A 26,433-nucleotide genomic window follows, 5' to 3' on the forward strand; every position below is an offset into this window, starting at 1 on the left:
TGCACTCCTTTACGTACGATATGAATGTAACGAAGCCAGTATACATACACACTGTACGTAAAGGGAGAGGACCATGCCTCGCGCCTCCGCGGCCGACGCCGCCCAGACAGCCCAACGCATCCTCGATTCGGCGAAGGAGCTCTTCTCAGCACGAGGCTTCAGCGAAGTCTCGGTCGATGACGTCGCCCGGGACTCCGGGGTCACGCGAGGCGCGGTCTACCACCACTACCGGAACAAGGTCGCACTGTTCGGCGAGGTCGTCGCCCGCCTCCAAGCCGACGTCGCACGAGCTGTCGTCGCGGCAGCAGAGAAGGCAGACCCGCAGCCTCTCGAACAGCTCAGGGCCGGGTCGCACGCGTTCCTCGATGCGATCACGAACGGGGCGGCCATGCGAATCCTGCTCATCGATGCACCAGCGGTGACCGGCTGGCAGGAATGGCGCCGACTCGACGCGGAGAACTCGGCGACGCATCTGCGAGAGGCACTACGTGAGGCGGGAGTTGCAGAAGATATCCTCGATGCGTCGACCGCGCAGCTCTCCGGCGCGATGAACGAGGCGGCTCTCTGGACGGCCCAACACGAGGACACCGACCTGGCTCGTCGGCAATCTCATAAGGTTCTCGACAGACTACTCACGGCCTACGTGTCGTAGAGCCGGTTCTGGGGCATGGGCGAGCTTTCCAGAGATTCGCACGATATCAAGGAGGTCGCGCGCGTCGAGCCGATCGGCGAAGCGGCGGCGCACGGATTCCAGGTGCACGGCAGTCGCTCCGCGAAGGGCGTCGAGCCCGAGTGGGGCGAGTACGAGCAGACAGCCGCGACCGTCTGCCGGGTCGGGGTCACGGCGAATCAGCTCTCGCGCTTCCATCCTGCCGGCCTGACGCGAGAGCCTGCTTCGCGACCACCCCATCTTCTGCGCCTGGGCATGCAGTGTGCTCGTCATCTCCGGCGCTTCGACCAGGGTGCTGAGTACTTCGTAGTCGGGCTCCGAGAGACCCGATGCAGCAAGGTCGTGCACCACACCGGCCTGCACTGCGATCGTCATGCGACGAAACGCGCGCCAGGCGACCTCCTCGTCCTCGCTCAACCAAGGCGCCGCCGACCCGATCCTTTTCGTTGACATGTAATCATTCTACGATCTATGCTCGTTTACATGTCAACGAAATCGCCTAGAGTCGTGATCCTCACGTGCAGCACCAGGCCCGGAGCGATGGGCCCGGCGGTTGCAGACTGGCTCCTGCAAGCCCTCACCCCCCGCGCTGACGCACTCGACGTCGAGCTTCAGCATGTGTCGTTGCGCGATCTCGATCTCCCGTTCTTCGACGAGGAGGATCATCCTGCTCTCGGCGCCTATCGAAACCCGCACACCAAAGCGTGGAGCAAGATCGTCGACGAGGCGGATGGCTTCATCGCGGTCACACCTGAGTACAACTACGGCATGCCCGCAACGCTCAAGAACGCCCTCGACTACCTGAGCCATGAATGGGCGTGGAAGCCCATGGGATTCGTGAGCTACGGCAACACGTCAGCAGGCACCCGATCCGTGCAGCACGCGAAACAGGTGACAACGACGCTTCGTCTCGTCCCGCTCGGCTCGACCGTCGCCCTGCGGCTGAAAGACACGATCGATTCGACTGGGGTTCGTCCGAGTGTACAGCTGACCGCGTCGGCGAAGGGCTTGCTGGAGGAGCTGGTCAGACTAGCTCACGCGCTCAAGCCCATGCGGGAGGCTGCGCGACCCGGTATCGACGTTGGGCCGTTGCCCGGAAGCTACACACGCTCGTTGACTCCCGACGACGCCCCGCACGTACTGGTTCTGCAGCGATGCTGCTGGGTCGACGAGGCGTTGAGCAACGAAACACTAGACCTCCCTCCGTTCACCGAGACCCTCGAAGACGTGCAGACCTGGCTCACCGACTGGGAGACCATCGGACTCTGGCTCCACGGGCGTCTCATCGGAATGGTTCGCGCTCGACGCGCATCGCGAACAGGGCACATCGGCAGACTCGCCGTCGTTCCCGATCTCTACGGGCGGGGAATCGGGCGCTGGCTCCTCCGGCACGCGACGGATGCTCTCGCGAGCTCCTGCGACCGTATCGAGCTCAGCACCGGATCGCGGAGCACGAAGAACATCCATCTGTACACGAGCGAAGGGTTCGTCCAGCACACCGAGAACCCCGAAGGAACAGTCGAACTCGTCAAGCGCTTCTGAAGCGAAACCCGACGGACTGGCACTCGGCTTCCTGCCCATGCACCTACTTGTCGTCGCCCGGTTGAGGAATCGGCAGGCTTTCGAGGAATGCTCTTGCCGCAGGGGCGGGATTGAAGCTGCTCCACGCGAGGTGCTCGATACGGGTGGGGGCAGCGGTCACCGGGATCATTCGACAACTGCATACGTCGCGGGCTCTGCTAAGGTGGAGTCCCCTTACGGGGACCAGGGGTTCAAATCCCCTCGTCTCCGCACTGAGAAGCCCCGACGAGTCCGCTCGCCGGGGCTTTCGTGTTCTCGCGTGCGGGCGGGCCCTCCTCACGCCCGCGTCCCCGGCATCCAGGTCGGGTCGGGGGAGAGTGCGGCGGAGATCTTCCGGCTGGCCGCGCCGAGCTGCCGGGCCTGCGCCGGGGTCAGGGTGTCGAAGACGACGCGGCGGATGAGGGCCTGGTGTGCGGGGGTCGACTCCTCGACCTTCCGGTGGCCGGCGTCGGTGAGGATGCCGAGGGTGAAGCGCCCGTCCTCCGCATCGACCTCGCGCCGGATCCAGCCTTTCGCCTCCAGGCGGGTGACCGCACGGGAGAGTCGGGACAGCGTGCTGTTCGCGTAGCCCGCGAGGACACTGAGGCGGAGCGTGCGCTCCGGTGCCGCATCGAGGGCGTAGAGGATGCCGTGCTCGAAGTGGGTCAGTCCGCTGTCGCGCTGCAGTTGCGCGTCGAGGGCCGCGGGGAGCCGTTCGAGCAGTGTCGCGAGTGCCGACCAGACGTCCATCTCTTCGGTGCTCAAGGGGGCGGGGGAGGATGACGACATTCCTCCACCGTAGCGGTCGAGCCGTGCTCTTCGCTTGCTTGGGAAAGTGAGTCGTGACTAGGATTACTTGCTCAGGCAAGTGATGCGGGGCGTCCGCGGAAGTGAGAGGGAGACGGATGGAACTGGGACTGCGCGGCAAGAGGGCGTTCATCAGCGGATCGAGCCAGGGGATCGGATATGCGGTCGCGTCCGCTCTCGCCGCCGAGGGGGTCGATGTCGTGATCAATGGTCGTGACCAGGGACGCGTCGACGCGGCGGTGCGCGTCCTGGCCCTCGCTCATCCGGAGGTGGCCGTGTCCGGGATCGCCGCGGACTTCACCGATCCGTCGCAGGTGGCGCGGCTGACGGAGCGGCTCGGCGACGTCGACATCCTCATCAACAACGTCGGCCTCTTCGGACTCGCCGACTTCGCGGACGTCGCCGACGAGGACTGGGCGCGCTACTTCGAGGTGAACGTGATGAGCGGCGTGCGTCTCTCCCGCTCCCTCCTGCCGGGGATGCGGGAACGGGGCTGGGGGCGCATCGTCTTCGTCAGCAGCGAGTCCGGCGTCAACGTCCCGGCCGACATGGTGCACTACGGCGTGACGAAGGCCGCGATGATCGCGCTCGGGAACGGGATGGCCAAACTCACCCGCGGCACCGGCGTGACGGTCAACACCGTCCTGGGCGGGCCGACCTACTCGGAGGGGGTCGCGGCGAGCGTCGCCGCGGTCGCCGAGGCCCGGTCCGTCTCCGAGGAGGTGATGAAGGAGGCGATCATCGGACAGAATGCGACCACACTGCTGGGGCGCTTCCTCGATCCGGCCGAAGTCGCCGACCTCGTCGTCTACCTCTCCAGCGTCCGCGCATCGGCGACGAACGGCGCCGCGCTGCGGGCGGACGGCGGGGTGCTGACCGCGATGCTGTGAGCGCGGCCGGGTGAGTCGCCGGGGCGCACACGTTCGGGTATCCTCGCGGGCATGCCTGAACCGACCCAGACCCCGCAGCGCGAGGCCTTCGGCTCGCGGAACGTGTTCATCCTCTCGGCGATCGGCTCCGCCGTGGGTCTCGGGAACATCTGGCGCTTCCCCTACGTCGCCTACGAAGGCGGCGGCGGTGCGTTCCTCATTCCGTACCTGTGCGCGCTGCTGACCGCCGGCATCCCGCTGCTCTTCCTCGATTACGCGATCGGCCACCGGTTCCGGGGCTCCGCGCCCCTCGCATTCCGACGCCTGCACCGGGCCGCCGAACCGCTGGGCTGGTGGCAGGTGCTGATCTGCGTCGTCATCGCGGTGTACTACGCCGTGATCGTCGCGTGGGCGGGCATGTACACCTGGTTCTCCGCGCAGCTCACCTGGGGTGCGGGCAACGAGAACGACTTCTTCTTCGTCGACTTCCTGAAGTCCGCCGACGTCGCGGTGGTCGGCCTGTCCGGCGAGTTCGTGCCGCAGGTGGGCCTGCCGCTGATCGCGGTGTGGCTGATCGTCATCATCATCATGGCGCTCGGCGTCAAGCGCGGCATCGGTCGCGCCAACATGATCCTGATGCCGCTGCTCACCCTCATGTTCGCGGTGCTCGTCGTGCAGGCCCTCTTCCTCCCCGGCGCGTTGGACGGTCTGAACGCGTTCTTCACGCCGAACTGGGAGGCGCTCGCCGACCCGGCCGTGTGGGCCTCCGCCTACGGGCACATCTTCTTCTCGCTGTCCGTCGCGTTCGGGATCATGGTGACGTACGCGTCCTACCTCAAGCGCAAGACCGACCTCACCGGCTCCGGTCTCGTGGTCGCGTTCGCCAACTCCGGTTTCGAGATCCTCGCCGGCATCGGCGTGTTCGCCGCCCTCGGGTTCATGGCCCAGGCGCAGGGCACGGATGTCTCCGGCGTCGCGACCTCGGGCATCGGTCTCGCGTTCGTCGCCTTCCCCACGATCGTGTCGCAGGCGACCGGTGGCTCGATCATCGGCGTGCTGTTCTTCGGGGCCCTCGTCTTCGCGGGGGTGACCTCGCTCATCTCGATCCTCGAGGTGATCGTGGCCGCCCTGCAGGACAAGCTCGGGTGGGGACGGGTGCGCACCACCCTCATCGTCTCCATCCCGCTCGCCGTCATCTCGATGGCCCTGTTCTCCACCACCACCGCGCTGTCGGTGCTCGACACCACCGACGCCTTCGTCAACGCCTTCGGCATCATGGCGGTCGCCCTCGTCGCGGTGATCGTGGTGGCGTGGGTGCTGCACAGGCTGCCGCAGCTGCAGGAGCACCTCAACCGGCGATCCAGCTTCCGGGTCGGGCTGATCTGGCGCCTGCTCGTGGGTGTGCTGGCCCCGCTCGTGCTCGGTTACCTGCTGATCACGGAACTCCTGACGAAGATCGCCGAGCCGTACAGCGGCTACCCTGGCTGGTTCCTCGGGGTGTTCGGCTGGGGCATGGTCATCGCGCTGGTGATCGGGGGAGTGCTGCTGTCGCTGGTGCCGTGGAGCAGGCGCTCCCGTGCCAAGGACGACGTCGGGTACGACGACTTCCTGGACCAGGAGGAGTACGCCGCCGACCCCGAGACGACGAGCATCGCCGTCCCGGCGGCGCAGACGAAGGGAGCGGGCGCATGACCACCACCGCGATCGTCATGATGATCATCGCCATGGTCACGGTGTGGGGCGGCCTCCTTGCGGCCGTGGTGAACCTCGCCCGTCACCCGGAGGTGGAGGACACGGAGCCGTCGGTCCCGGTCGAGCTCTGATCACCGACCCGATCGCATCGGGTCGGAATGGTCGGGTGCGCGGATGGGCGGCGGCGAGACGATGAGGGGGAAAGGAGGACCCCCGTGATCGGCACGCTCAACGCTCTGGTCGACCTCGTCGACGCAGACCGCGGTCAGGAGATCGACGTCGCCGCGTTCGCCCGTGCGCACGGCACCACCGAGTACCACCTGCGACGGATGTTCTCGGCGCTCGCCGGGATGCCGTTGACCGAGTATGTGCGGCGTCGTCGGATGACGCTCGCCGGCGCGGAGCTCGCCGCCGGCGCGCCGAGTCTGCTCGATGTCGCCGTTCGGCACGGTTACGGCTCGACCGAGGCGTTCGCCCGGGCGTTCCGCGCCGTGCACGGCATCGGGCCGGCGGACGCGCGTCGGCACGGGGGTCCTCTCCACACACAACCCACGCTCCGGTTCCGCCTGAGCGTCGAAGGGAGTACCCCGATGGATGTCACCATCACCCACCGTCCCGCGTTCGTCCTCGCGGGCCATGCCGCGGAGGTCCCGCTGATCCACGTCGGCGTCAATCCGCACATCCAGGCGCACATCGCCGCCATCCCGCCCGAGGAGCACGCGCGCCTCAAGGCCCTCGGGAACGAGGAGCCCGCAGGCATCCTCGCCGTGACCGCCGACATCGATCCGGATGCCCCGGAGGGGACGCCGCTGACGTACCTGCACGGGGTGGCCGTGCGCGCCGACACCGCGGTTCCCGACGACCTCGACGCCCTGCGCGTGGCGGAGGGCACCTGGGCCGTGTTCGGCGCGAGCGGACCCTTCCCCGAGACCTGCAGAATCTGTGGGCGGCGACGGCGACCGAGTGGTTCCCGTCGAACCCGTGGCGGCTGCGGCCCGGGCCGTCGATCGTCCGCTACCGGGAATTCACCGGCGACACGGCCTCCTGCGAGCTCTGGCTCCCCGTCGAGCAGAGCTGACCGCCCATCGGGTCGGGCCCCTGGGGCTCGACCCGATGTCGGTGTCCCGTGGCACACTGACCGCACGACGTACCGAGAGGCGGGCCATGACGGCGATCGATCCCAAGAAGACGCTCGACGCGTATCAGGCGAAGCGGGGCGCCTTCCGTGTCCTCGAGGTGCCACCGCTGACCTATCTGATGGTCGACGGCGCCGGAGATCCGAACACCGCTCCGGCCTTCTTCGACGCGGTCGCGGCGCTCTACCCGCTGGCGTACACCCTCAAGTTCGCCAGCCGGGCAGAGCTCGGCGTCGATCAGGTCGTGATGCCCCTGGAAGGCCTGTGGCATGCGCCCGACATGGCGTCGTTCACCACCCGGCGCGACAAGTCGACCTGGCTCTGGACGCTCATGATCATGGTGGACGATCACGTCACTCCCGCCCTGTTCGACGCGCGGTCGAGACGGTCGCGGCGAAGAGCGCGAAGAAGGGGGAAGAGCTTCCGGCGCTGGCCGCCGTCCGGCGGGAGGTCCTCGACGAGGGCCTCTGCGTGCAGACGTTGCACATCGGGCCGTTCGACGATGAAGGACCCGTGCTCGAGGAGCTGCACGAGCGCTTCGTCCCGGAGAACGGGGTGCAGATGCGCGGACGGCACCACGAGATCTACCTCAGCGACCGCCGTCGGACGGCTCCGGAGAAACTGCGCACCATCCTGCGGCAGCCCGTCGAACGGATCACCTGAGCGCTGTCGCACCGGGGGTCCGGAAAGCAACCCCCTGATCGGGACGCGCCGCGGCGGATACTCTTCGAGCATGAGCACCGTCAAGCATGCGGCGCGCGTGGCGAAGGACTCCACCGCGTTCCGGCGGACCGCCCGCGCGGGATTCGTGGTCCTCGGCATCATCCACATCATCATCGGCGCGATCGCCATCACGATCGCGGCCGGCGGGTCGGGGGACGCCGACCAGGACGGCGCGATGGAGCAGGTGCGCAACAACCCCATCGGCGGACTGCTGCTGCTCGCGATCGCCGTGGGCCTCTTCGCGCTCGCCGTGTGGCAGGTGGCGAGCGGGTTCCTGGCCGCCGACCCCGCCGAGACGAAGAAGTGGGGCAAGCGCCTCAAGCTCTTCGGGATCTCGGGCACCTACCTGGTGATCGCCGGCCTCGCACTCGTCTACGCGGTGGGCGGCCGCGCGGAGTCCTCCGACGCGTCGAAGACCCTGAGCCAGGTGGTCCTCGCCGCACCGGGCGGGGTGGCCCTGCTCGTGGTGATCGGCCTCAGCGTCATCGGTGTCGGCATCGGCTTCATCATCGGCGGGATCATGCGCTCCTTCCGCAAGCTCATCGACGTGCCGACCGGAGCCGCCCGCGCCGGCGTGATGGCGCTCGGCGTCGTGGGCTACATCGGCAAGGGCATCGCGGTGGGGGTCACCGGCGTGCTGTTCGTGGTGGCGGCCGTGACGCAGGACCCGGAACGCGCCGCGGGTCTCGACGCCGCTCTGCACAGCCTCCTCAGTCTGCCGTTCGGCCGGCTCATCCTCGGTGCGGTCGGCGTCGGCTTCGCGCTGTACGGGGCCTTCTGCATCGCCCGCGCCCGCCTCGCCCGCATGTCCTAGCTTCCGCCGGGCACGACTTCGGAGATCGTCGCCGACACGTCGCTCGACGGTCCGGCAGCCCGGCGTGTCTCGCCCCGTCTCCGAAGCCGTGCCCGTCCGGAGCCGGGCCCCGGTCAGCCGGAAGATGGGAGACTGGAACGATGAGCGCTTCTCCCGGAGTCGACGTGATCAACCCGCTGACCGAGACCGAGGTGCAGCGGATCCGCGAGGACTTCCCGATCCTGCACACCCGCGTCCACGGTCACCCGCTGGCGTACCTCGATTCGGGGGCGACCTCGCAGCGTCCGGAGTCCGTGCTCGACGCCGAACGCCGCTTCGCCACCACGATGAACGCGGCCGTCCACCGCGGCGCCCACACGCTGGCCGCCGAGGCGACCGAGCTCTTCGAAGACGCCCGCAGCACCCTCGCCCGGTTCATCGGCGCCGATGACGACGAGATCGTCTGGACCTCGAACGCCACCGAAGCAGTCAACCTCGTCGCCTACTCCCTCTCCAACGCCTCCCTCGGCCGGGGTGGCGCCGCGGCCGAGCCTCTCCGGCTCCGCGAAGGGGACGAGATCGTCACCACCGAGATGGAGCACCACGCCAACCTCATCCCCTGGCAGGAGCTCGCCGCGCGCACCGGGGCCACGCTCCGGGTCATCCCGCTCGACGACGACGGGGCCCTCCGTCTGGATGCGGCCGCGGAGATCATCTCGGAGCGCACGAAGCTCGTGGCCTTCACCCACGTGTCGAACGTGCTGGGCGTGATCAACCCCGTCGAGACCCTCGTCGCGCTGGCCAGGGAGGTCGGCGCCCTCACCCTGCTCGACGCCTGCCAGTCGGCTCCGCACCTCCCGCTGGACCTGCACGCGCTCGGCGTCGACTTCGCGGTCCTCTCCGGCCACAAGATGCTCGGCCCCACCGGGATCGGCGCGCTCTACGGCCGTCGAGAGGTCCTCACCGCGATGCCACCGTTCCTCACGGGCGGCTCCATGATCACGACGGTGACCACGACCGCGGCCGAGTACCTGCCGCCGCCGCAGCGCTTCGAAGCGGGCACGCAGCGGGTGTCCCAGGCGATCGCGCTCGCCGCTGCCGTCGACTACCTCTCCGCGGTCGGCATGGAGCGCATCGCCGCCCACGAGGCCGCGTTCGGGCAGCGTCTCGTCGAAGGACTCGGCGCGATCGACGGCGTGCGCGTCCTGGGCGCGGGCATCGAGCTGCCGCGGGTCGGTGTCGCGAGCTTCGACGTGGCCGGGATCCACTCGCACGACGTCGGGCAGTTCCTCGACGACCAGGGCATCGCGGTGCGCGTCGGTCACCACTGCGCGCAGCCCCTGCACCGTCGGCTGGGCGTGACCTCATCGACGAGGGCGAGCACCTACCTGTACACCACCGCGTCCGAGGTGGACGCCGTCATCGAGGCGGTCGCCGGGGCCATCGCATTCTTCGGGAGGGGCGCATGAGCGACCTGCAGAGCCTGTACCAGGAGCTGATCCTCGACCACTCGCGCACGCCGCACGGCTTCGGGCTCCGCGAGGAGATCCCGGCCCAGTCGCATCAGCTCAACCCGACCTGCGGCGACGAGATCACGCTGCAGGTGCATCGCAGCGCCGACGGCGGCGTGGAGGCGATCGCGTGGGAGGGACACGGGTGCGCCATCTCCCAGGCTTCCGCGTCCCTGCTCGCCGAGCTCGCCGAGGGCCTCACCGTGGACGAGCTCGAGGTGCGGATCGCTGCCTTCCGCGAGGCGATGCGCTCCCGCGGCACGGTCGAGCCGGACGAGGAACTGCTCGGCGATGCCGCGGCGCTCGGGGGAGTCTCGCGGTACGTGGCGCGCGTGAAGTGCGCCATGCTCGCCTGGGTGGCCGCGGAGGACGCGCTCACGCGCCTCTGACCGCGTTCGCCTCCCTCCTCGACGGGAATAGCATCCGGCGGCAGGCGTTGGCCCGAGCATGACAACTCTCGGAATCATCGGAGCAGGCAACATCGGCAGCCAGGTCGCGCGCGTGGCGGTGGCCAACGGCTATGACGTCGTGATCGCGAACTCGAGAGGGCCGGAGACCTTGGCCGATCTCGTCGCAGAGCTCGGGCCGCGCGCGAAGGCGGCGACGGCGGAGGAGGCGGCCGCCGCGGCCGACGTGGCCGTGGTGACGGTGCCGCTGCACGCGATCGATCAGCTTCCCGCCGCGCAGCTCGCCGGGAAGATCGTGCTCGACACGAACAACTACTACTTCGAGCGCGACGGGCACATCGAGGCCCTCGACAAGGGTGAGACCACCACGTCCGAGCTCGTGCAGGCGCAGCTCCCGGACTCGAAGATCGCCAAGGCGTTCAACCACATCTACGCCGCCGAGATCACCACCGACGGGGCCCCGGCCGGTACGCCGAACCGTCGCGCGCTGGCCACGGCCGGGGACGACGCGGAGGCCGTGGCCTTCGTCACCCGCTTCTACGACGAGGCCGGTTTCGACACGGTCAACGTCGGCCCGCTCAGCGAGTCGTGGCGAGTCGAGCGTGACCGTCCGGCGTACGTCATCCGGCAGAACGCGGAAGAGCTGACGGCGAACGTCGCGCGGGCGAACCGTCTGCCCTGACGCGGCGCGCGCCCCGGTCTGGGATACCAAACTTGGCCAATCCCGGGCCGGGGTGCGACAATGCCCGGATGGCGGGGGCTGTGGGGGTAAGCGGGGAACTCGAGTCGGTCAGGGTCACGAGGATCCTCCGGGATGACATCGTGCTGGGTCGGCGCGCGCCCGGTTCCCGGCTTGTGGAGCGGGATATCGCCGCCGAGCTGAATGTGTCGCGACTTCCGGTGCGGGAAGCCATCCGCACGCTGGTCGCGGAGGGCGTGGTCGTCGCACGGCCCCGGACGTGGGCCGTAGTGCGGGAGTTCACCCATGACGACATCCGCAACTTCGCGGAGGTGCGCGAGGCGATCGAGACCCTCATCTTCGTGTTCGCGGCCGAGCGCCACGACGCGAAAGGGCTCGCCCGGTTGCGCGAGGCGTACGAGCGCGAAGTCGCCGCGGCCCGGGCCGGCGACGCGGAGACCGCCCGGACGGCTGCCGCGGCGTTCCATGAGGTCGCCGTCGACCTGGCGGGCAACGAGATGCTCGGCGAGCTCATCGCCGTGTTCCTGACGCGCTTGCGCTGGCTGTTCGGGCAGCACGACGATCTGGAGGCGATGGCGGAGGAACACCGTGTCATCCTCGAGGCCGTCCGTGCGCGCGATGTCGAGGCGCTACGACGCATCGTCCCCGCGCACCTGGCGAGCGGGCACTCCGCGGCCGAACGGCGGCTGGCGCAGACGGCGACCACCTGAGCCGTCCGTCGGGAGATCGACCCCCGGACGCGCCGCGAGCGGTTGTATCCTTGTCCGGTCGGAGTCGGTCCGGTCTGTTCGCGCTGTCCTGGGGAGCGAGATGCGAAGTCTTGCTGTCGTCGTCGGGGGGATCCTCCTGCTCGGAGGTGCTGCGCTCCTGGTGGTGGCCGATCAGGAGCGCGCCGCCGGTGTCGCCGCCGTGAAGGCGGAGATCGCGCGGATCGAGCAGGTGCTCGCGGAGTCGCAGGCCGAGAACCTCGAACTGGCGGAGCGTCTCACCGCTCTGCGATCGCGCATCGCGGAGCAGGACGCCGAGCTGAACGACACGACGGGCTTCCTACCGTGAGGCGGCGGGTGCTCGCAGTGACGGTGTCGGCGGCCGTGCTCATCGCGGCGGCCGCCGTCGCGCGATCCGACGCACTAGACCAGGAGCGCGCCGAGGCGGTGGCCGAGCTCTCCGTGCTGGCCGACCGGTCCTACGACGCCGCACAGCGCACCGACCACCTGTCCGGCGCCGTGGCACGGGCCGAGCAGGACGCGGAGGATCGGGCTGCCGTGCTGGCGGTGCGGCCGGCATTCCTGGAGGAGCTCTCGACGCTGGCCGCCGCCCTCCAGGGTGCGGACGGCAAGGTCGACACGGCGGCACACCTCGCGTCCGCCCGGTCCGTTCAGGAGACCGTGCGCGCCGAGCGCCATGACCCGGACACCGTGGTCGCGGCGACCGCGACGGTGGAGGCGCTCACGCAGAAGGTCGGCACCGAGGTCGCCGGATGGCAGGCTTCGCAGAGTGCCGGCCCCGGCGGGCCCGCATGGACGTCGAGCGGGCCGGACGGCTACGCGCGGGTGCGCGCCGCCCTCGACAGGGTCGGCGGCGGGGGCGTGGGGCTGTACGAGTCGTCGTCGTGCGCGGGCGGCACGGCCCCGGCCTGTGCCAACAGCAACGGGTACATCAAGTACCGCGCCGACATCACCGGGTGGAGTGACGGACGCCTGAACTGGGCGATGGCGCATGAGCTGGCCCACATCTACCAGTTCCGCGTCTGGGGCTCCCTCACCTCCTCAGGCGCGTACGGAGCGATGTTCGGTGGCGACCCGGAGTTCCTCGCCAACTGCATGGCCGTGGTCCGCGGCTTCCCGGGGGCGGTGGGCTGCTCCGGCGAGCAGCAGGCCTGGGCCTCGGGGATCTGGGTCGGCGTCGTCGGCTGAGCCGCAGTACGACGAGATGTCGGAGGCCTCCGGCATCCTGATCGGAGCCGTTCCGGCCGAGACTGCGCGGCATCGATACCGGTACGCTCGAGTGAAGGAGGTGCGGGTGGGACGGACTGCGGATGCCATCGCCGAAGGCGTCGCGATCGCGACGGCCGCTGCGCGCCTCGCCGTGAAGAATCACATCCTCATCGGCACCATCGCAGAGGACGGCGTCTTCGACCTCGACAAGTACGTCGAGGATTCGAGGGCTGCCCTCGGGGCGATGGCCGAGGAGTCGGAGGAGGCCGCCGCCACGGTCACCGCCCTGCGCAAGCGCGCCCGCGGCCGGCATTCCGATCCGGTCGGCACGCACGACTACCGTGACCGCGATGTGCGCAATCTCCGGCGGCGGGCCAAGCAGTCGCTCGGCGTCGCGCAGCGTCTGCGCGAGATGATGGACGACCGTGCCCAGCTGGAGAGCATCGTCGAGGAGGCGCGCGCGGCGGCCTGGGCCGACGTGCGGCACAACCTCGACCGCCGGCTGCGCGTCGAGGGCATGCGACCGGATCAGGACCCGGACTACGCGCGCATGCGGGAGGCGCGCATGCAGGCGCTGCGCCTTGTCGATCTCCAGGCGCTCTCGTCGCAGCAGCGGGCCAAGGAGAAACGGCGGAAGAAGCAGGAGAAGGCGGCCGCGAAGGGGGAGTGAGGCCTCGTTTCGCTTTCCGGTCTCGTCTGTTGTAGGCTGGTCGTCGGCCCGCTGAGCGGTAAAGCACCGCGGGTCCTGCGCCTCTAGCTCAATGGATAGAGCATCTGACTACGGATCAGAAGGTTGGGGGTTCGAGTCCCTCGAGGCGCACACTGTGTTGAGACAGTACGAGAACCCCCGTCGCGGAAGCGGCGGGGGTTCTCGCTGTTCCGGGGTGAGTGCTCCGGTCAGAGCAGGCTGGTGATCGCCGGGTCGCGCTCGGCGAGGTCGGCCGCCGTGGCCATGATGGCGGTGCGCATCGCGGCCACTGCGACCGCGGGGGTGACGTCGGAGCGGTGGGCGAGGCTGATCGTCCGCGACATCGCGGGGTGGGCGAGGCGCGCCGACCGCAGCGCCGGGCGTTCGTACAGCACCATCGCCGGGACCACCGCGACCCCGACGCCTCGTTCGACGAAGCGGAGCACCGCATCCATCTCCGCACCCTCCAGCGCGAGGGTCGGGGTGAGGTCGGCGGCGCGGAAAGCGGCGTCCATCGCGGCCCGCAGCTCATAACTCTCGTCGAACTGGATGAGCGGGAGGGTGGCGAGGTGCGCGAGGCTCACGGACGGGCCGTGGGTGACCGGAGGTGCGGCCGCCGATGAGATCACCACGAGCTCCTCGGCGAGGAGCGGAACGTGCGTGAGGCTGACCCCCGCGGGCACCGGTCCCTCGGACTGGGTGACGAGGGCGATGTCGACCGCCCCGACCGCGAGCTGCTCGACGAGCAGCCTTGAGCCGCCCTCGGTGAGGTGCAGATCGATGCCGGGGTGGGTGGCATGGAACGAGCTGAGGGCTTCCGCCACGAGGCTGATGCAGAGCGTGGGCGGGGCGCCCAGGCGCACGCGGCCGCGGCGGAGTCCGGCGAGTTCGGCCACCTCGTCGCGGATGGCGTCAGCCTCGGCGAGCATGCGCTGCGCATGGGGGAGGACCGTCTCGCCGGCGGCCGTCAAGGCGATGTGACCGCGAGCGCGATGGAACAGCTCGGCGCCGAGTTCCCGCTCGAGGGTCGAGATCTGACGGCTCAGCGAGGGCTGCGCGAGGTGGAGGTGCTCGGACGCGCGGGTGAAATGGCCGAGGCGGGCGACTTCGACGAACCCGCGGAGCTGCTCGAGGTTCATATCCATAGCGTACCCGCATGGTTTCCAGACGAACTATGCATTGGAGTTATTAGGATCGCCTAACTAGCGTCGAGAGCATGAATGCACCCGAACAACAGATCTCCACCACGGTCCTCGTGATCGGCACCGGAGGCTCCGGGCTCCGCGCCGCGATCGAGGTCGCCGAGCACGGCGTCGACGTGCTCGCCGTCGGCAAGCGCCCCCGGCAAGACGCCCACACGTCGCTCGCGGCGGGCGGCATCAACGCGGCCCTCGGCACGATGGACGCCGAGGACAGCTGGCAGCAGCACGCGGCGGACACGATCAAGGAGAGCTACCTCCTCGCCAACCCCCACACCGTCCAGATCGTCACCCAGGGCGCCGAACGCGGCATCCGCGACCTCGAGCGCTGGGGCATGGACTTCGCCCGCGAAGGCGACGGCCGCATCTCGCAGCGCTTCTTCGGCGCGCACACCTACCGTCGCACGGCCTTCGCCGGCGACTACACGGGCCTCGAGATCCAGCGGACGCTGGTCGCCCGCGCGGAGCAGCTCGACGTCCCCATCCTCGACAACGTCTACATCACGCGTCTGCTCGTGCGCGACAACGTCGTCTTCGGCGCCTACGGCTTCGATCAGGCGGACGGCACGCGCTACCTCATCCATGCGGACGCCGTGATCCTCGCCGCCGGGGGACACAACCGCATCTGGCGCCGCACGTCTCGCGCCGCGACGAGAACACCGGAGACTCCTTCCGGCTCGCCGTCGAGGCGGGGGCGCGACTTCGCGATCCGGAGCTGGTGCAGTTCCATCCGTCCGGCATCATCGAGCCCGAGAACGCCGCCGGTACGCTCATCTCCGAGGCCGCGCGCGGGGAGGGCGGCATCCTCCGCAACGCCCTCGGCGAGCGGTTCATGGCGAAGTACGACCCCGAGCGGATGGAGCTGTCGACGCGGGACCGGGTCGCGCTCGCCGCCTACACCGAGATCCAGGAGGGGCGCGGCACCGCGAACGGCGGCGTCTGGCTCGATGTGTCGCACCTGCCCCGCGAGACCATCATGACGCGGCTTCCGCGGGTCTACCAGACGATGATGGAGCTGCAGATGCTCGACATCACGGCGGACCCGATCGAGATCGCGCCGACCGCGCACTACTCGATGGGCGGCGTGTGGGTGCGGCCGGACGACCACCAGACCGACGTCGACGGGCTGTACGCGATCGGGGAGGCATCGAGCGGACTCCACGGCGCGAATCGTCTCGGGGGCAACTCCCTCATCGAGCTGCTCGTCTACGGCCGGATCGTCGGTCAGGCCGCGATGGCCCACGCCGCGGGGCTCGACGCCCAGCGCCGGTCGGCCGATGCGGTCGCCGCCGCCCGTGCCGAGATCGACGACCTCCTCGCCGCGGAGGGGCGCGAGAACGTGCGGGCCCTGCAGCGCGCGATCCGCAACCTCATGACGGAGTACGCCGGCGTGGTGCGGTCGGAGGACGGGCTGAACGCCGGCCTCGCCGACCTCGACATGATCGAGGGGCGGATGGAGGACATCGGCATCCACCCGGACATCGCCGGGTTCCAGGACCTCGCGCACGCGTTCGACCTCAAGGCCTCCGCGCTCGCCGCCCGGGCCACGCTGGAGGCGGCGCGGGAGCGTCGGGAGACCCGTGGATGCCACAACCGCAGCGACTTCCCGGACACCGATCCCACGTTGCGGGTGAACCTCGTCTGGTCGCCGACCGCCGGCGTGACGCGCGAGGAGATCCCCGCGATCCCCGACGAGATCGCCGAGCTCATGCGCGACGTCGACACGACCGGCAAGCTCGTCGAGTAGTTCCCCGAGACCCCGGTTTCGCGTCGAGACCCCGCCCTGCACGCATCAGCAGGGCGGGGTTTCGACGGTAGTGCGGGGTCTCGGGGAGGGGGTCAGTCGACGCCGAGGCCGACCGCCTCGTGGTCCGGCTCCGGGTCGTCGCGCTTCGGGGCCTTCGGCTCCTCGCCCGGGGCCTTCTCGGTGCTGGGCTCCTCCAGCTCCTCGGTGCTCGGAACCTCGGCCGGGTCCGCGTCCTCGGGGGAGTCCGCCTGCTCCGGCGTCGTCGCCTCGCCCTCCGTGGTGTCGGAGGCCGGGGTCGGGGTGGGGGTCTGCGCCTCGGGCGAGAGCTCGTCGTTCGCGGTCGGTTCGGGAGTGCTGTCGGTCATGATCGTCCCTTTCTGCGATGTCGTGCCCTCAGCCTGCCTCCGATTCTCCGTGGAGATGAAGGGCCTTGACGCGGACCCGCCGGCCGCGCGGTTAATCGCGGTGAACCGGAATCCCGAACTCGGCGTAGCCTGGAGGGGTGACTGCGTACGTCTCGGCCTTCGACCTCTTCTCCATCGGCGTCGGCCCGTCCAGCTCGCACACCGTCGGACCCATGCGCGCGGCGCTCGACTTCGCGCGGCAGCTGACCGCCTCCGGGGAACTGGACCGTGTCGGCCGCGTCGAGTGCACGCTGTTCGGCTCGCTCGGCGCCACCGGGATCGGCCACGGCACCCCGGATGCGGTGGTCGCGGGGCTTCGCGGTCTCGCTCCGGAGACGTGCGATCCGGCGGCCGTCCGTGCGGCGTGGTCGGCGTATCCGGAGGGGGAGCCGCTGCGGATCGACGGCGCCCATGCGGTGCCGTTCCAGAAGGACGACATCGTGTTCGCGCCCCGGACCCGACTCCCCGGACACCCGAACGCCATGACGCTCATCGCCCGTGATGCCGACGGGACCACCCTGTTCGAGCAGACGTACTACTCGATCGGCGGCGGGTTCATCCGGCGCGAGGGGGAGGAGGCGCACCTCTCGACCGGCGCCTTCCCGCATCCCTATGCCGATGCCGCCTCGCTGCTCGCCCTCTGCGATGAGCATGGCCTGTCCATCGCGGAGGTCGCCCGCCGCAATGAGACGGCACTGCGCAGCGAGGAGGAGGTCGCCGCCGGCCTCGATGCGATCTGGGACGCGATGGCGGGCTGCGTGGACGCCGGCCTGCACGCCGAGGGCGTCCTTCCGGGCATGCTGCAGGTGAAGCGCCGCGCCGGCACGATCCGCGCGCAGCTCGAGGCGGTCGAAGCCGACGGGCACCGGGAGCTCCCCGGCGAGTGGCTCGGGGCGTTCGCGCTCGCGGTGAACGAGGAGAACGCGGCGGGTGGCCGCGTCGTGACGGCACCCACCAACGGCGCGGCGGGCATCCTCCCGGCGGTGGCGATGTACTGGTGGCGCTTCCTCGCCGACTCGGGCCTCGGTGCCGGGAACGCGGTCACGCCGTACGGCGAGCTCGTCGGCAGCGCGCTGCTCGGGTTCGACGGGGCTCCGCCGTCGCCTCCCGCACTCGACGGCGAGGACGCGGAGATCGCGGAGGCCAACCGCCGCCGGGGTATCCGCAGGTTCCTGCTGACGGCCACCGCCCTCGGGTCGCTGTTCAAGGCCAACGCCTCGATCTCCGGCGCCGAGGGCGGGTGTCAAGCCGAGGTCGGCTCCGCGTGCGCGATGGCCGCGGGCGGGCTCACCGCGGTGATGGGCGGCACGAACCGGCAGATCGAGAACGCCGCGGAGATCGCGATGGAGCACCACCTCGGCCTCACGTGCGACCCGATCGGGGACTCGTGCAGATCCCGTGCATCGAGCGCAACGCGATCGCCGCCTCGACCGCCGTCACCGCCGCCCGCCTCGCGCTCCGCGGCGACGGAAGCCACTACGTCTCGCTGGATGCCGTCGTCGAGACGATGCGCCAGACGGGCCTCGACATGTCGACGAAGTACAAGGAGACCAGCGAGGGTGGTCTGGCGGTGAACGTCATCGAGTGCTGACCTCGCCAACCCACCCCCTTTCGCGCGCCCCGGCCCGTTGCGTGCGCACGGAGGGGGGTGGCAGGCACACAGAGGGGTGGGTCGACGGAGGAGGGAGAGGCACATGCGGCAGCAGCCGGTCGTCGCGGTGCGGCCGAACGAGGAAGCGCCGATCCCGAACGGGACGTGGCCGACGAACATCCCCGCGGTGGCCCAGGTGCTGCGCGAGGGACTGGATCTCGGGCCGGGAGTGACCTTCCTCGTCGGCGAGAACGGCAGCGGGAAGTCCACCCTCGTCGAGGGCATCGCGATCGCGTACGGTCTCTCCCCGGAAGGCGGGTCCCGCCAGGCGCAGCACCGGACGCGGCCGAGCGAGTCGCCGCTGTCGGATTGGCTGCGCCTCCAGCGCGGCGTCGGGGCGCACCGCTGGGGGTTCTTCCTCCGGGCGGAGACGATGCATTCGTTCTACACGTATCTCGAGGAGAACCCCTCCCTGCGCGGCGATGTGCCCTTCCATGAGATGAGCCACGGGGAGTCGTTCCTCGCCCTGCTCGACAGCCGCTTCGATGATCCGGGCTTCTACTGCCTGGACGAGCCGGAGGCCGCGCTGTCGTTCCACTCGACTCTCACGCTGATCGCCGTGCTGCAGCGCATCGCCGACGAGGGCGGCCAGGTGCTGTGCGCCACGCACTCGCCGGTGCTCGCGGCGCTTCCGGGTGCCGCCATCCTGGAGGTCGGGGAGTGGGGACTCCGCCCGTCCGCCTGGGAGGACCTCGAGATCGTGAACCACTGGCGCTCGTTCCTCGGGCAGCCGCAGCGGTATCTCCGGCACCTGCTCGGTGAGCGAGGATCCGCGGAGCCGTAGGCTGACGGGCATGACCGAGCAGAAGGCGCCGAGACGACGCGGCGCCGCGCGGCGGCACCGACTCCCGCGAGCGCATCGTGTCCGCCGCCGTCGACGAGTTCGGCGCGCAGGGGTATGACGGCGCGACGGTGCGGTCGATCGCCGCCCGCGCCGGGGTCGACTCCGCGCTCGTCCACCACTACTTCGGCACCAAGGCCGACCTGTTCGCCGAGGCCGCCGGAATACCGCTGCGCCCCGACCTCGACGTCCCCGAGATCCTCGCGGGGCCGAAGGACGAAGCGGGAGCCCGGCTCGTCCGCTATGTGCTCGACGCGTTCGAGAAGCCCGACGTGCGCCGCCGCGGCGTGCTGCTCCTGCGTACGGCGATCGGGAGCAGACTGACGACGCCCCTGCTCGCTGGCTTCCTCTCCCGCGAACTGCTCTCCCGTGTGGCGCGCGCCTCGACGTGGAGGACGCCGACTTCCGTGCCGCCCTCGTCGCGTCGCAGATCGCCGGCATGCTCATCGGCCGCTACGTCCTGCAGCTTCCCGCGCTCGCCGGCGCCTCCGTCGACGAGCTCGTCGGCCGCGTCGGCCCCACCGTCCAGCGCTACCTCTTCGACTGACCCGCGCCGCGGCGGGCACAGCTTCGGAGATCTCGCCCGCCGCGCCGGACCGCACGGGCCGGCGGCGGCGTGTCGATCCGGCGCTCCGAAGCTGTGCCCACCCGAGAGGCGTTGACGCCCGACGAGGCGAGGCGCATAATTCATCGCATGATGAATAATGCGGCCGTCGAGATCACGCAGCTCCGCGTGCGGCGTGGGGCCGTGTCCGTGTTCGACGGCATCGATCTCGCCGTGCCGCGTGGCCAGATCACGGGTCTCCTCGGCCCCTCAGGGTGCGGCAAGACCACGCTCATGCGGTCGATCGTCGGTGTGCAGCGGATCGCCTCCGGTGACGTGACCGTTCTCGGCGAGCCGGGCGGGTCCCGCCGGCTCCGGCACCGTGTCGCGTACGGCACGCAGGGCGCCTCGGTCTACGGCGATCTCAGCGTGCGGCAGAATCTCGCCTACTTCGCCGCGCTCCTGAAGGCGCCGAAGGGCGACGTCGACCGGGTCATCCAGGAGGTCGGTCTCGACGCGCAGGCGACACAGCTCGTCGATGCGCTGAGCGGCGGCCAGGCAACGCGGGTGTCGCTCGCGACGGCCCTGATCGGCTCCCCGGAGCTCATCGTGCTGGACGAGCCGACCGTCGGACTCGACCCCGTGCTGCGCGCGGAGCTCTGGACCCTGTTCCGCCGGCTGGCCGACCGGGGCGTCACGCTCATCGTGTCGAGTCACGTGATGGACGAGGCGGTGCGCTGCGACCGGCTGCTGCTGATGCGGGAGGGGAGGATCATCGCCGACACGACGCCGTCCGCACTGCTCGCCGACACCGGAACGACCGACGCCGAGGCCGCGTTCCTGGCGCTGATCGAACGGGACAGGGCCGCCGGCACCGCGACCACCAGGCGCGCACGCCGAGAAGCCCAGGAACGCCAGGAGGAGGACGGGACATGAACGGCCGCCGGCTGTTCGCGACCGCCGGCCGCGTGCTCACGCAGCTCCGACACGACCCGCGGTCCATCGCCCTGATGCTCATCGCCCCGAGCCTGCTCGTCGGTCTCTTCGCCTGGCTGTTCAGCGAGCAGGACGGTGTGTTCGACCAGTTCGGCGGTGCCATCCTGGCGCTGTTCCCGTTCATCGTGATGTTCCTCATCACGTCGATCACCACCCTGCGGGAGCGTCGTTCCGGCACGCTCGAACGGCTGATGACCACGCCGCTCGAGAAGGCCGACTTCATCCTCGGGTACGCGCTCGCGTTCGGGCTGATGGCGGTGCTGCAGGCGGTGATCACGGTCTCGTTCGCGGTCGGGGTGTGCGGGCTCGACGTGGACGGGCCGCTGTGGCAGCTGGGTCTCGTCGCGGTGGTCGATGCCCTGCTCGGCACGGCGCTGGGGCTCTTGGCGAGCGCGTTCGCCCAGACCGAGTTCCAGGCGGTGCAGTTCATGCCGTTGCTGGTGTTCCCGCAGATCATCCTCGGCGGTCTGTTCATGCCGCGGGACCAGATGCCCGACGTGCTGTACGCGATCTCCGACTGGCTGCCGCTGAGCTACGCGATCGACACGATCAACGCGGTCGCGGCGGGCGACGAGGGCGGGGACGTGTTCGGTCCGCTGCTCATCGTCGTGGCCTTCGCCGTCGGCGCTCTGGTGCTGGCCGCGCTCACGCTGCGGCGGCGCACACGCTGAGCCGGAGTCTTGGCCTGGATCAGCGCGCGGCGCGGTTCTTGGTGTGCTTCGTCGGCACGGCGGCCCACGGGTCCTCGGGCCACGGGTGCCGGGGGTAGCGGCCGCGCATCTCGGCGCGTACCTGGGCGTAGGGGCCCGACCAGAACGAGGCGAGGTCGTCGGTGACCGCGAGCGGCCGCCCGCCGGGGACAGCAGATGGAAGAGCACGGGGACGCGGCCGTCCACGAGCCGGGGAGTCTCCGCCCAGCCGAAGCACTCCTGCAGCTTCACCGCCACGACGGGCCGTGCGGTCGCGTCGCCGTCGGGCTCCGGGTAGGTGATGCGTACACGGGAGCCGCTGGGCACCTCGAGCCGCTCCGGGACGAGCGCATCGAGGTGCACGGCCTCGGGCCAGGGCAGCAGACGGCGAAGGGCGGATGACAGATCCAGCCGACTCGCGGGCGTGCCGGAGGCGAGAGCGTCGAGCTCCGGTGCCAGCCACACGTCGAGCGATGCGAGCAGACCCGCGTCCGACACATCGGGCCAGGGGTCTCCGAGCTCACGTCGCAGTAGCGCGAGTCGGCGGCGCAGGGCCTCCGCCCCGTCGGACCACGTGAACATGCCGAGGCCATCGCGTCGGAGTGCTCGGCCCACGGCATCCCGGCCTTCCGAGGCCGACGGGCGCACCGGCACCGATGAGCGCACGATCGCACCGATCCGGCGTTCGCGGCGGGCCTGTACGCGGCCTCCGACGAATTCGGCCTCGACGCGGTCGCTCATCAAGGGGCCTGCCGCGCGCTCCACCTGCTCCTCGGTGAGGGCCGCTGCGGCGCGGATGACCGCACCGGAGCCGGCTGCCGTCCGGGACGAGGCTCGGGCGACGTCGGCCACGGCGAGCCATTCCGACGCGGCCAGGGCGCCGCTGACACCGGCCCGGGTGCCGGACGCCAGCAGGAACGTCGCTCCCGATCCCGAGTGCTCGGCGCGGAGGGCGACGCGCTCGGGGAAGGCCAGCGCAATCACGAGACCGACGCCGTCGAGACCGGCGCGGGTGTCCGGTGCCGGAGCGACCAGGCGTTCCAGACGGCGAGCGTCCTCGCGCCACCGCCGGGCCTCGGCCGTGCTCCCTCCGCGCAACGCGACGAGAGCGCGGGCGACATCGGCGTCCGAGATGCGCTGGTCCCCGCCGAGAAGCGCCACGACCTCGGCGGCGAGCCGGCTCCCCACCGCGGGGCTGCCGTCCCGCAGCGCTCTGGCCAACCGTGGATCGGTGGGGATTCGTGCCAGCGCACGGCCCTCTGCCGTGGCGCGCCCGTCATCGTCGATCGCTCCGAGACCGCGCAGCACCGTGACGGCATCGGCCAGGCTGTCGGCTCGCAGCGGTTCGATCATGCGCAGGCCGGCGCCGCCCGGGGCGCCCAGCAGGCGAGCAGGAGGGCGGCGTCGGTGAGGTCTGCCGTGGCGATCTCCGGCGACGGCCGCGCAGGAGCGGCAGCATAGGTGCGCTCGTCCACACACCGGATCACCGTGCCGGGGCCCTGTCGGGTGGCGCGTCCGGCTCGCTGCACGCACGAGGAGCGGGAGGCGGCGGTGGTGACCAGACCGGTCATCCCGCGGGCGGCGTCGCGCTGCGGCTGCCGGGCCAGGCAGCTGTCCACGACCAGCCGCACACCCGGCACCGTCAGAGACGACTCGGCGAGGGAGGTGGCGACGATGATGCGGGGCCGGGCTTCCGACGCACGACCGCGGATCACGGCATCCTGCTCCGCCAGCGGGATCTGGCCGTGCAACTCCCGGACGTCGAAGGCGCTGTTCCGGTCGCGGACTCGTCGCGCGATCTCCGCCACTTCGCGCGCGCCGGGGGCGAACACGAGCACATCCGCTTCGGGGTCATTCCGGACGAGCTCGGCGGCGGCGGTGGCGGTGACACTCGCGACGTGATCGAGGAAGCCCCGGGTGACTCCGCGTTCGTCGAGGCGGGGCGCAGAACCCGGTGCCCAGCGCTCGGTGAGGGGGAAAGCCGGGACGTCGTGGTCGACGATCGGCGCGGGAGACTCCTCGGTCCCGATGACCGCGGCGATCCGGTCCGCGTCGAGGGTCGCGGACATCGCGATGACGACGAGGTCATCTCGCAGCTCGCGCACCTCGGAGAGCAGGCCGACGAGAAGGTCGGTCTCGAGGGCACGCTCATGCACCTCGTCATGATGACCGCGCTCACGCCGTCGAGTCCGGGGTCGTCGAGCATCCGTCGCAGGAGCACGCCAGCGGTGACGAACTCGACCCTCGTGTCCGGCCCGACAGTGCGCTCGCCGCGGACGGTGAAGCCCACCCGGGAGCCGAGGGGTGTGCCGTCGAGCTGTGCGAGTCGGCGAGCGGCCGCGCGCGCGGCCATCCGGCGCGGCTGGGTGACGATCACGCGTCCGGTGCGGCGTGAGGCGAGGAGCGGCGGGACGAGCGTGGTCTTGCCCGTACCTGGCGGCGCGGTCACGACCACGGATCCGCTCGTGTCGAGGGCGGTGGAGAGGTCGTCGAGGGCGCCCGCGAAAGACAGACCGGCGCCGATGGCGGTGAGGTCGAAGGCGGCGCGGGTCACCCTTCCAGTCTGCCCGGTCATGAGACAGCGGATGCCGCGACCCGATCGGCCGCGGCATCCGCTGTCGTACGCTGCTTACTCCGCGGCGGGAGCGGGCGGCGCGGGCGGCGGTGGAGTGGTCGGCGCGGGCGTACGCGGCGCCGGGGCGGGCGCGGACGCTTCGGCGACTCCCGCTCCGAAACCGCGGCCGACGGCCTGTCCCTGGATGATGCCGGCGAGGTCGAGGCCGGTCGCGGAGTGCACGCTGTCGAAGACCGAACGCAGGGCCTTCGCGCTGTCGGCACCGACGACGTTGGACGCGCCGTCCTCGCCGGATCCGCCGACGATCGAGACGCTGCCGATCGCGGCGTAGCCCTTCGCGAACTCGGACATGATCGAGGGCAGCACCTCCAGCACGCGCTGCGAGAGGAACGCGTCCTGGTTGGAGGCGATGGCTTTGGCCTCAGCCTCGACGGCGGCGGCACGGGCCTCACCCTCGGCGCGGATCGCCTCGGCCTCGGCGTTGGCGCGCAGGCGACGGGCTTCGGCTTCCGCCTCCGCCTGGGCGCGCAGCGCGTCGGCATCACCGGTGGCCTTCGCGATCGCGGCCGCCGCCTCACCGTCGGCGCGCGCCTTGTCGGCCTGCGCCTGCTGCTCGGCGATGCGGGTGCGCGCCTCGGCCTGCTTGACCTGCTCGATCGCCGCCGCCTCGGCCGCGCGCTCACGCGTGTAGAGCTCGGCCTGCGCGCGGGTCTCCGCCTCGTACCGCTGCGCGTCCGCGACGCGCTTGACGTCGGCGTCGAGCTGCGCCTGCTTGTTCTCGGCCTGCTGCTGGAGCACGGCCTGCTCGGCCTGGGCGCGGGCGAGCTGCTCGGCCTGCTCCGCCTCGGCGCGGGCGCGGCCGATTCCGGCGTTGGCGTTGGCCGTGTTCGTGTCGAGCGCGGTCTGCTCTACGAGGTTCGCCTCCTGGTTCGCGATGTTCTTCTGGTTGATCGCGCGGTCGGCGTTGGTCTGCGAGATCTCCGCGGCCTGGCGCTTCGCCTGGATCTCCGGGGCACCGAGGGACTGGATGTAGCCGACCTTGTCGGTGATGCCCTTGATTTGGAAGGAGTCGAGGATGAGGCCCTGCTCGGCGAGCTCCTGGGAGACGTCGGCGGCGATCTGGTCGGAGAACTTCTTGCGCTCCCGCATGAGCTCCACGACGGAGAGCGTCGCGACGATGCCGCGCAGGGCGCCCTCGAGCTGCTCGGTGGTGAACTGCTCGATGGCCTTGTCCTGGGAGGCGAAGCGCTCGGCGGCCCGGCGCACCAGCAGCGGGTCGGAGCCGATCTTCACGATCGCGACGCCGTCGACGTTGAGCGTCACGTTGTCGAGCGACTGCGCCTCGGCGTTGAGCGACACCTGCCGCGACCGGAGGGAGATGATCTCGTGGCGCTGGGTGATCGGGTTGACGAGCGACTTGCCGTTCACGATGACCGTGACGGGCGACTCCGACATCTCGGAACTGCTGGTGCCGTCGGCGCCGATCACGGCACGCTGCACCTTCTGCTTGCGTCCGGAGATGACGAGCGCTTCGTCGGCGCGAGCCACCTTGATCCAGCTGCGTGCGAACAGCAGCAGGATCAGCAGGACGACGATCGCGGCGACAACCGCGATCCCGATGACGATGAGGATGCCGACGATTCCGGCGATCTCCATGGATGACCTCCCTGGTCCCCCCGAGGGGGCGGTCCGATATGCCCACGGTCGATGTGGGCGTGCGCAACCCACCCTGCCAGAAAAGCGACGCCCGCCACCGTCGCGGCCGTCATGATGCCGTCGTCGGTGGAGACGCCCCCGACCGCGGCGCCTGTGGAGAAGGGGAGCGGTCAGCGGGTGCGGAGCTTCTCCGCGAGGTCGCGGAGCAGACGCAGCTCCTCGTCGTCGAGGCGTGACATCCGGTCGGCGATCGACCGGCCGTGCACCGTGGCGAGTGCACGGAACGCCCGGGCACCCTCGTCCGTCGCGCGGATCAGGGCGCCGCGGCCGTCGTCCGGGTCGGCGCATTTCGCGACCAGCCCCCGGGTCACCATCCGGTCGACGAGGCGGGAGACGCTCGGCTGGCTGATGAGCATGTTGGCGGTGATGTCGCGCAGGCGGGCGGTCATCTCCGGCGAGCGCGTGACGGTGAGCAGCACGTCGTACTCGGCCTGCGTGATGTCGCCGGTGTCGAAGTCCGCCGCCATCTCGGTGAACAGTTCGTGCTGCGCGCGGAAGAGGCTTTCCCAGGCCTCCAGCGCGAGCTTCCGATCGGTCATCCTCACAGAGTACCGGGCGCAGTAAAGGGCCGGTCGGAG

The 26,433-nt window shown here is 70.4% G+C and carries 23 protein-coding genes, 1 tRNA gene and 5 pseudogenes; 22 read left to right on the plus strand and 7 right to left on the minus strand.

The window, feature by feature from the left end; translation table 11 throughout:
- The first annotated feature begins 73 nt into the window (after nt 1-73).
- Entirely contained in the window at nt 74-652 is a 579-nt protein-coding gene (locus tag AC2W7E_RS06765) for a TetR/AcrR family transcriptional regulator (protein WP_126893485.1), read from the plus strand.
- On the opposite strand, the gene AC2W7E_RS06770 is transcribed toward AC2W7E_RS06765, so the two are convergent.
- Complete coding sequence (locus AC2W7E_RS06770) at nt 629-1,123, minus strand: MarR family winged helix-turn-helix transcriptional regulator (RefSeq protein WP_126893484.1); 495 nt, start codon at nt 1,121-1,123, stop codon at nt 629-631. The genes AC2W7E_RS06765 and AC2W7E_RS06770 overlap by 24 nt on opposite strands.
- Nucleotides 1,124-1,153: 30 nt before the next feature.
- Here AC2W7E_RS06770 and AC2W7E_RS06775 point away from each other — a divergent pair, with 30 nt between their 5' ends.
- The gene (locus AC2W7E_RS06775) at nt 1,154-2,212 is read left to right on the plus strand and encodes a GNAT family N-acetyltransferase (protein ID WP_485988793.1); all 1,059 of its coding nucleotides are present in this window, start codon (nt 1,154-1,156) and stop codon (nt 2,210-2,212) included.
- Nucleotides 2,213-2,527: 315 nt separating this feature from the next.
- Here AC2W7E_RS06775 and AC2W7E_RS06780 read toward each other — a convergent pair whose 3' ends face one another.
- Nucleotides 2,528-2,995: a MarR family winged helix-turn-helix transcriptional regulator gene (locus tag AC2W7E_RS06780; RefSeq protein ID WP_366216540.1), complete on the minus strand. Its 468-nt coding sequence runs from the start codon at nt 2,993-2,995 to the stop codon at nt 2,528-2,530.
- Between the two features lie 140 nt (nt 2,996-3,135).
- Here AC2W7E_RS06780 and AC2W7E_RS06785 point away from each other — a divergent pair, with 140 nt between their 5' ends.
- The 14 genes and pseudogenes from AC2W7E_RS06785 to AC2W7E_RS06850 all read left to right on the plus strand — a co-directional run bounded on the left by AC2W7E_RS06785 (nt 3,136) and on the right by AC2W7E_RS06850 (nt 13,625).
- On the plus strand, nt 3,136-3,927 hold the full coding sequence (locus AC2W7E_RS06785; protein WP_126893482.1) for an SDR family NAD(P)-dependent oxidoreductase: 792 nt from the start codon (nt 3,136-3,138) through the stop codon (nt 3,925-3,927).
- A gap of 51 nt (nt 3,928-3,978) precedes the next feature.
- A complete protein-coding gene (locus AC2W7E_RS06790) occupies nt 3,979-5,598 on the plus strand; it encodes a sodium-dependent transporter (protein ID WP_025104558.1) in 1,620 nt (539 codons plus the stop codon).
- Nucleotides 5,595-5,729: a methionine/alanine import family NSS transporter small subunit gene (locus tag AC2W7E_RS06795; protein ID WP_081811605.1), complete on the plus strand. Its 135-nt coding sequence runs from the start codon at nt 5,595-5,597 to the stop codon at nt 5,727-5,729. Before AC2W7E_RS06790 ends, AC2W7E_RS06795 begins: the two co-directional genes overlap by 4 nt.
- Before the next feature lie 84 nt (nt 5,730-5,813).
- A pseudogene (locus AC2W7E_RS06800) lies at nt 5,814-6,676 on the plus strand (AraC family transcriptional regulator).
- A 529-nt stretch (nt 6,677-7,205) separates the two neighbouring features.
- Complete coding sequence (locus AC2W7E_RS06805; protein ID WP_485988794.1) at nt 7,206-7,397, plus strand: GyrI-like domain-containing protein; 192 nt, start codon at nt 7,206-7,208, stop codon at nt 7,395-7,397.
- Nucleotides 7,398-7,467: 70 nt separating this feature from the next.
- Complete coding sequence (locus AC2W7E_RS06810; RefSeq protein WP_025104555.1) at nt 7,468-8,271, plus strand: DUF1206 domain-containing protein; 804 nt, start codon at nt 7,468-7,470, stop codon at nt 8,269-8,271.
- Between the two features lie 140 nt (nt 8,272-8,411).
- Nucleotides 8,412-9,719 (plus strand): cysteine desulfurase, encoded by a 1,308-nt coding sequence (locus tag AC2W7E_RS06815; RefSeq protein WP_485988795.1) that lies wholly within the window; start codon nt 8,412-8,414, stop codon nt 9,717-9,719.
- Nucleotides 9,716-10,150, plus strand: coding sequence for a Fe-S cluster assembly sulfur transfer protein SufU (gene sufU, locus AC2W7E_RS06820; protein WP_485988796.1), 435 nt, complete (start codon nt 9,716-9,718; stop codon nt 10,148-10,150). Before AC2W7E_RS06815 ends, sufU begins: the two co-directional genes overlap by 4 nt.
- A gap of 58 nt (nt 10,151-10,208) precedes the next feature.
- Nucleotides 10,209-10,850: an NADPH-dependent F420 reductase gene (locus AC2W7E_RS06825; RefSeq protein ID WP_485988797.1), complete on the plus strand. Its 642-nt coding sequence runs from the start codon at nt 10,209-10,211 to the stop codon at nt 10,848-10,850.
- A gap of 68 nt (nt 10,851-10,918) precedes the next feature.
- Nucleotides 10,919-11,578 carry a GntR family transcriptional regulator gene (locus tag AC2W7E_RS06830; protein WP_371511085.1) on the plus strand — a complete coding sequence of 220 codons (660 nt, stop codon included), beginning with the start codon at nt 10,919-10,921 and terminating at the stop codon, nt 11,576-11,578.
- Nucleotides 11,579-11,678: 100 nt separating this feature from the next.
- Nucleotides 11,679-11,924: a hypothetical protein gene (locus AC2W7E_RS06835; RefSeq protein ID WP_025104550.1), complete on the plus strand. Its 246-nt coding sequence runs from the start codon at nt 11,679-11,681 to the stop codon at nt 11,922-11,924.
- 8 nt (nt 11,925-11,932) lie between these two features.
- Entirely contained in the window at nt 11,933-12,784 is an 852-nt protein-coding gene (locus AC2W7E_RS06840; RefSeq protein WP_315109269.1) for a hypothetical protein, read from the plus strand.
- 106 nt (nt 12,785-12,890) lie between these two features.
- Entirely contained in the window at nt 12,891-13,475 is a 585-nt protein-coding gene (locus AC2W7E_RS06845; RefSeq protein WP_485988798.1) for an asparagine synthase, read from the plus strand.
- Nucleotides 13,476-13,552: 77 nt separating this feature from the next.
- Nucleotides 13,553-13,625 (plus strand) — tRNA-Arg (locus AC2W7E_RS06850).
- 77 nt (nt 13,626-13,702) lie between these two features.
- Here the strand turns inward: AC2W7E_RS06850 and AC2W7E_RS06855 are convergent.
- Nucleotides 13,703-14,638, minus strand: coding sequence for a LysR family transcriptional regulator (locus AC2W7E_RS06855; RefSeq protein ID WP_029989652.1), 936 nt, complete (start codon nt 14,636-14,638; stop codon nt 13,703-13,705).
- Nucleotides 14,639-14,709: 71 nt separating this feature from the next.
- Here AC2W7E_RS06855 and AC2W7E_RS06860 point away from each other — a divergent pair.
- Nucleotides 14,710-16,439 (plus strand): annotated as a pseudogene (locus AC2W7E_RS06860) (L-aspartate oxidase).
- Between the two features lie 92 nt (nt 16,440-16,531).
- Here AC2W7E_RS06860 and AC2W7E_RS06865 read toward each other — a convergent pair.
- Nucleotides 16,532-16,804 carry a hypothetical protein gene (locus tag AC2W7E_RS06865; protein ID WP_025104545.1) on the minus strand — a complete coding sequence of 91 codons (273 nt, stop codon included), beginning with the start codon at nt 16,802-16,804 and terminating at the stop codon, nt 16,532-16,534.
- 137 nt (nt 16,805-16,941) lie between these two features.
- Between AC2W7E_RS06865 and AC2W7E_RS06870 the strand changes: the two are divergent.
- From AC2W7E_RS06870 to AC2W7E_RS06890, 5 genes and pseudogenes are all read left to right on the plus strand, one after another.
- Nucleotides 16,942-18,434: pseudogene (locus AC2W7E_RS06870) on the plus strand (L-serine ammonia-lyase, iron-sulfur-dependent, subunit alpha).
- A 103-nt stretch (nt 18,435-18,537) separates the two neighbouring features.
- Entirely contained in the window at nt 18,538-19,278 is a 741-nt protein-coding gene (locus tag AC2W7E_RS06875; protein ID WP_485988799.1) for an AAA family ATPase, read from the plus strand.
- A gap of 433 nt (nt 19,279-19,711) precedes the next feature.
- Nucleotides 19,712-19,882, plus strand: a pseudogene (locus AC2W7E_RS06880) (TetR/AcrR family transcriptional regulator); the annotation flags it as partial.
- Between the two features lie 147 nt (nt 19,883-20,029).
- Nucleotides 20,030-20,815, plus strand: coding sequence for an ABC transporter ATP-binding protein (locus AC2W7E_RS06885; protein WP_202976252.1), 786 nt, complete (start codon nt 20,030-20,032; stop codon nt 20,813-20,815).
- The gene (locus tag AC2W7E_RS06890; protein WP_102208010.1) at nt 20,812-21,546 is read left to right on the plus strand and encodes an ABC transporter permease; all 735 of its coding nucleotides are present in this window, start codon (nt 20,812-20,814) and stop codon (nt 21,544-21,546) included. The genes AC2W7E_RS06885 and AC2W7E_RS06890 overlap by 4 nt, the downstream gene beginning before the upstream one ends.
- A 19-nt stretch (nt 21,547-21,565) precedes the next feature.
- Here AC2W7E_RS06890 and hrpB read toward each other — a convergent pair.
- From hrpB to AC2W7E_RS06905, 3 genes and pseudogenes are all read right to left on the minus strand, one after another.
- A pseudogene (hrpB, locus tag AC2W7E_RS06895) lies at nt 21,566-24,139 on the minus strand (ATP-dependent helicase HrpB).
- A gap of 54 nt (nt 24,140-24,193) precedes the next feature.
- Nucleotides 24,194-25,795, minus strand: a complete 1,602-nt coding sequence (locus AC2W7E_RS06900) for an SPFH domain-containing protein (RefSeq protein ID WP_062635589.1) — start codon at nt 25,793-25,795, stop codon at nt 24,194-24,196.
- 170 nt (nt 25,796-25,965) lie between these two features.
- A complete protein-coding gene (locus tag AC2W7E_RS06905; protein ID WP_025104537.1) occupies nt 25,966-26,394 on the minus strand; it encodes a MarR family winged helix-turn-helix transcriptional regulator in 429 nt (142 codons plus the stop codon).
- Nucleotides 26,395-26,433: the final 39 nt, after the last annotated feature.

Source organism: Microbacterium sp. CFSPD4_SD4, from assembly GCF_057364585.1.

What these genes read in the sequence shown, in the direction of transcription:
- AC2W7E_RS06785 (WP_126893482.1), top strand. Translation starts at nt 3,136, where the DNA reads ATGGAACTGGGACTGCGCGGCAAGAGGGCGTTCATCAGCGGATCGAGC.
- AC2W7E_RS06790 (WP_025104558.1), top strand. Translation starts at nt 3,979, where the DNA reads ATGCCTGAACCGACCCAGACCCCGCAGCGCGAGGCCTTCGGCTCGCGG.
- AC2W7E_RS06825 (WP_485988797.1), top strand. Translation starts at nt 10,209, where the DNA reads ATGACAACTCTCGGAATCATCGGAGCAGGCAACATCGGCAGCCAGGTC.
- AC2W7E_RS06905 (WP_025104537.1), bottom strand. Translation starts at nt 26,394, where the DNA reads ATGACCGATCGGAAGCTCGCGCTGGAGGCCTGGGAAAGCCTCTTCCGC.
- AC2W7E_RS06770 (WP_126893484.1), bottom strand. Translation starts at nt 1,123, where the DNA reads ATGTCAACGAAAAGGATCGGGTCGGCGGCGCCTTGGTTGAGCGAGGAC.
- AC2W7E_RS06890 (WP_102208010.1), top strand. Translation starts at nt 20,812, where the DNA reads ATGAACGGCCGCCGGCTGTTCGCGACCGCCGGCCGCGTGCTCACGCAG.
- AC2W7E_RS06795 (WP_081811605.1), top strand. Translation starts at nt 5,595, where the DNA reads ATGACCACCACCGCGATCGTCATGATGATCATCGCCATGGTCACGGTG.
- AC2W7E_RS06875 (WP_485988799.1), top strand. Translation starts at nt 18,538, where the DNA reads ATGCGGCAGCAGCCGGTCGTCGCGGTGCGGCCGAACGAGGAAGCGCCG.
- AC2W7E_RS06775 (WP_485988793.1), top strand. Translation starts at nt 1,154, where the DNA reads ATGTCAACGAAATCGCCTAGAGTCGTGATCCTCACGTGCAGCACCAGG.
- AC2W7E_RS06865 (WP_025104545.1), bottom strand. Translation starts at nt 16,804, where the DNA reads ATGACCGACAGCACTCCCGAACCGACCGCGAACGACGAGCTCTCGCCC.
- AC2W7E_RS06835 (WP_025104550.1), top strand. Translation starts at nt 11,679, where the DNA reads ATGCGAAGTCTTGCTGTCGTCGTCGGGGGGATCCTCCTGCTCGGAGGT.
- AC2W7E_RS06900 (WP_062635589.1), bottom strand. Translation starts at nt 25,795, where the DNA reads ATGGAGATCGCCGGAATCGTCGGCATCCTCATCGTCATCGGGATCGCG.
- sufU (WP_485988796.1), top strand. Translation starts at nt 9,716, where the DNA reads ATGAGCGACCTGCAGAGCCTGTACCAGGAGCTGATCCTCGACCACTCG.
- AC2W7E_RS06855 (WP_029989652.1), bottom strand. Translation starts at nt 14,638, where the DNA reads ATGGATATGAACCTCGAGCAGCTCCGCGGGTTCGTCGAAGTCGCCCGC.
- AC2W7E_RS06765 (WP_126893485.1), top strand. Translation starts at nt 74, where the DNA reads ATGCCTCGCGCCTCCGCGGCCGACGCCGCCCAGACAGCCCAACGCATC.
- AC2W7E_RS06810 (WP_025104555.1), top strand. Translation starts at nt 7,468, where the DNA reads ATGAGCACCGTCAAGCATGCGGCGCGCGTGGCGAAGGACTCCACCGCG.
- AC2W7E_RS06885 (WP_202976252.1), top strand. Translation starts at nt 20,030, where the DNA reads ATGATGAATAATGCGGCCGTCGAGATCACGCAGCTCCGCGTGCGGCGT.
- AC2W7E_RS06830 (WP_371511085.1), top strand. Translation starts at nt 10,919, where the DNA reads ATGGCGGGGGCTGTGGGGGTAAGCGGGGAACTCGAGTCGGTCAGGGTC.
- AC2W7E_RS06815 (WP_485988795.1), top strand. Translation starts at nt 8,412, where the DNA reads ATGAGCGCTTCTCCCGGAGTCGACGTGATCAACCCGCTGACCGAGACC.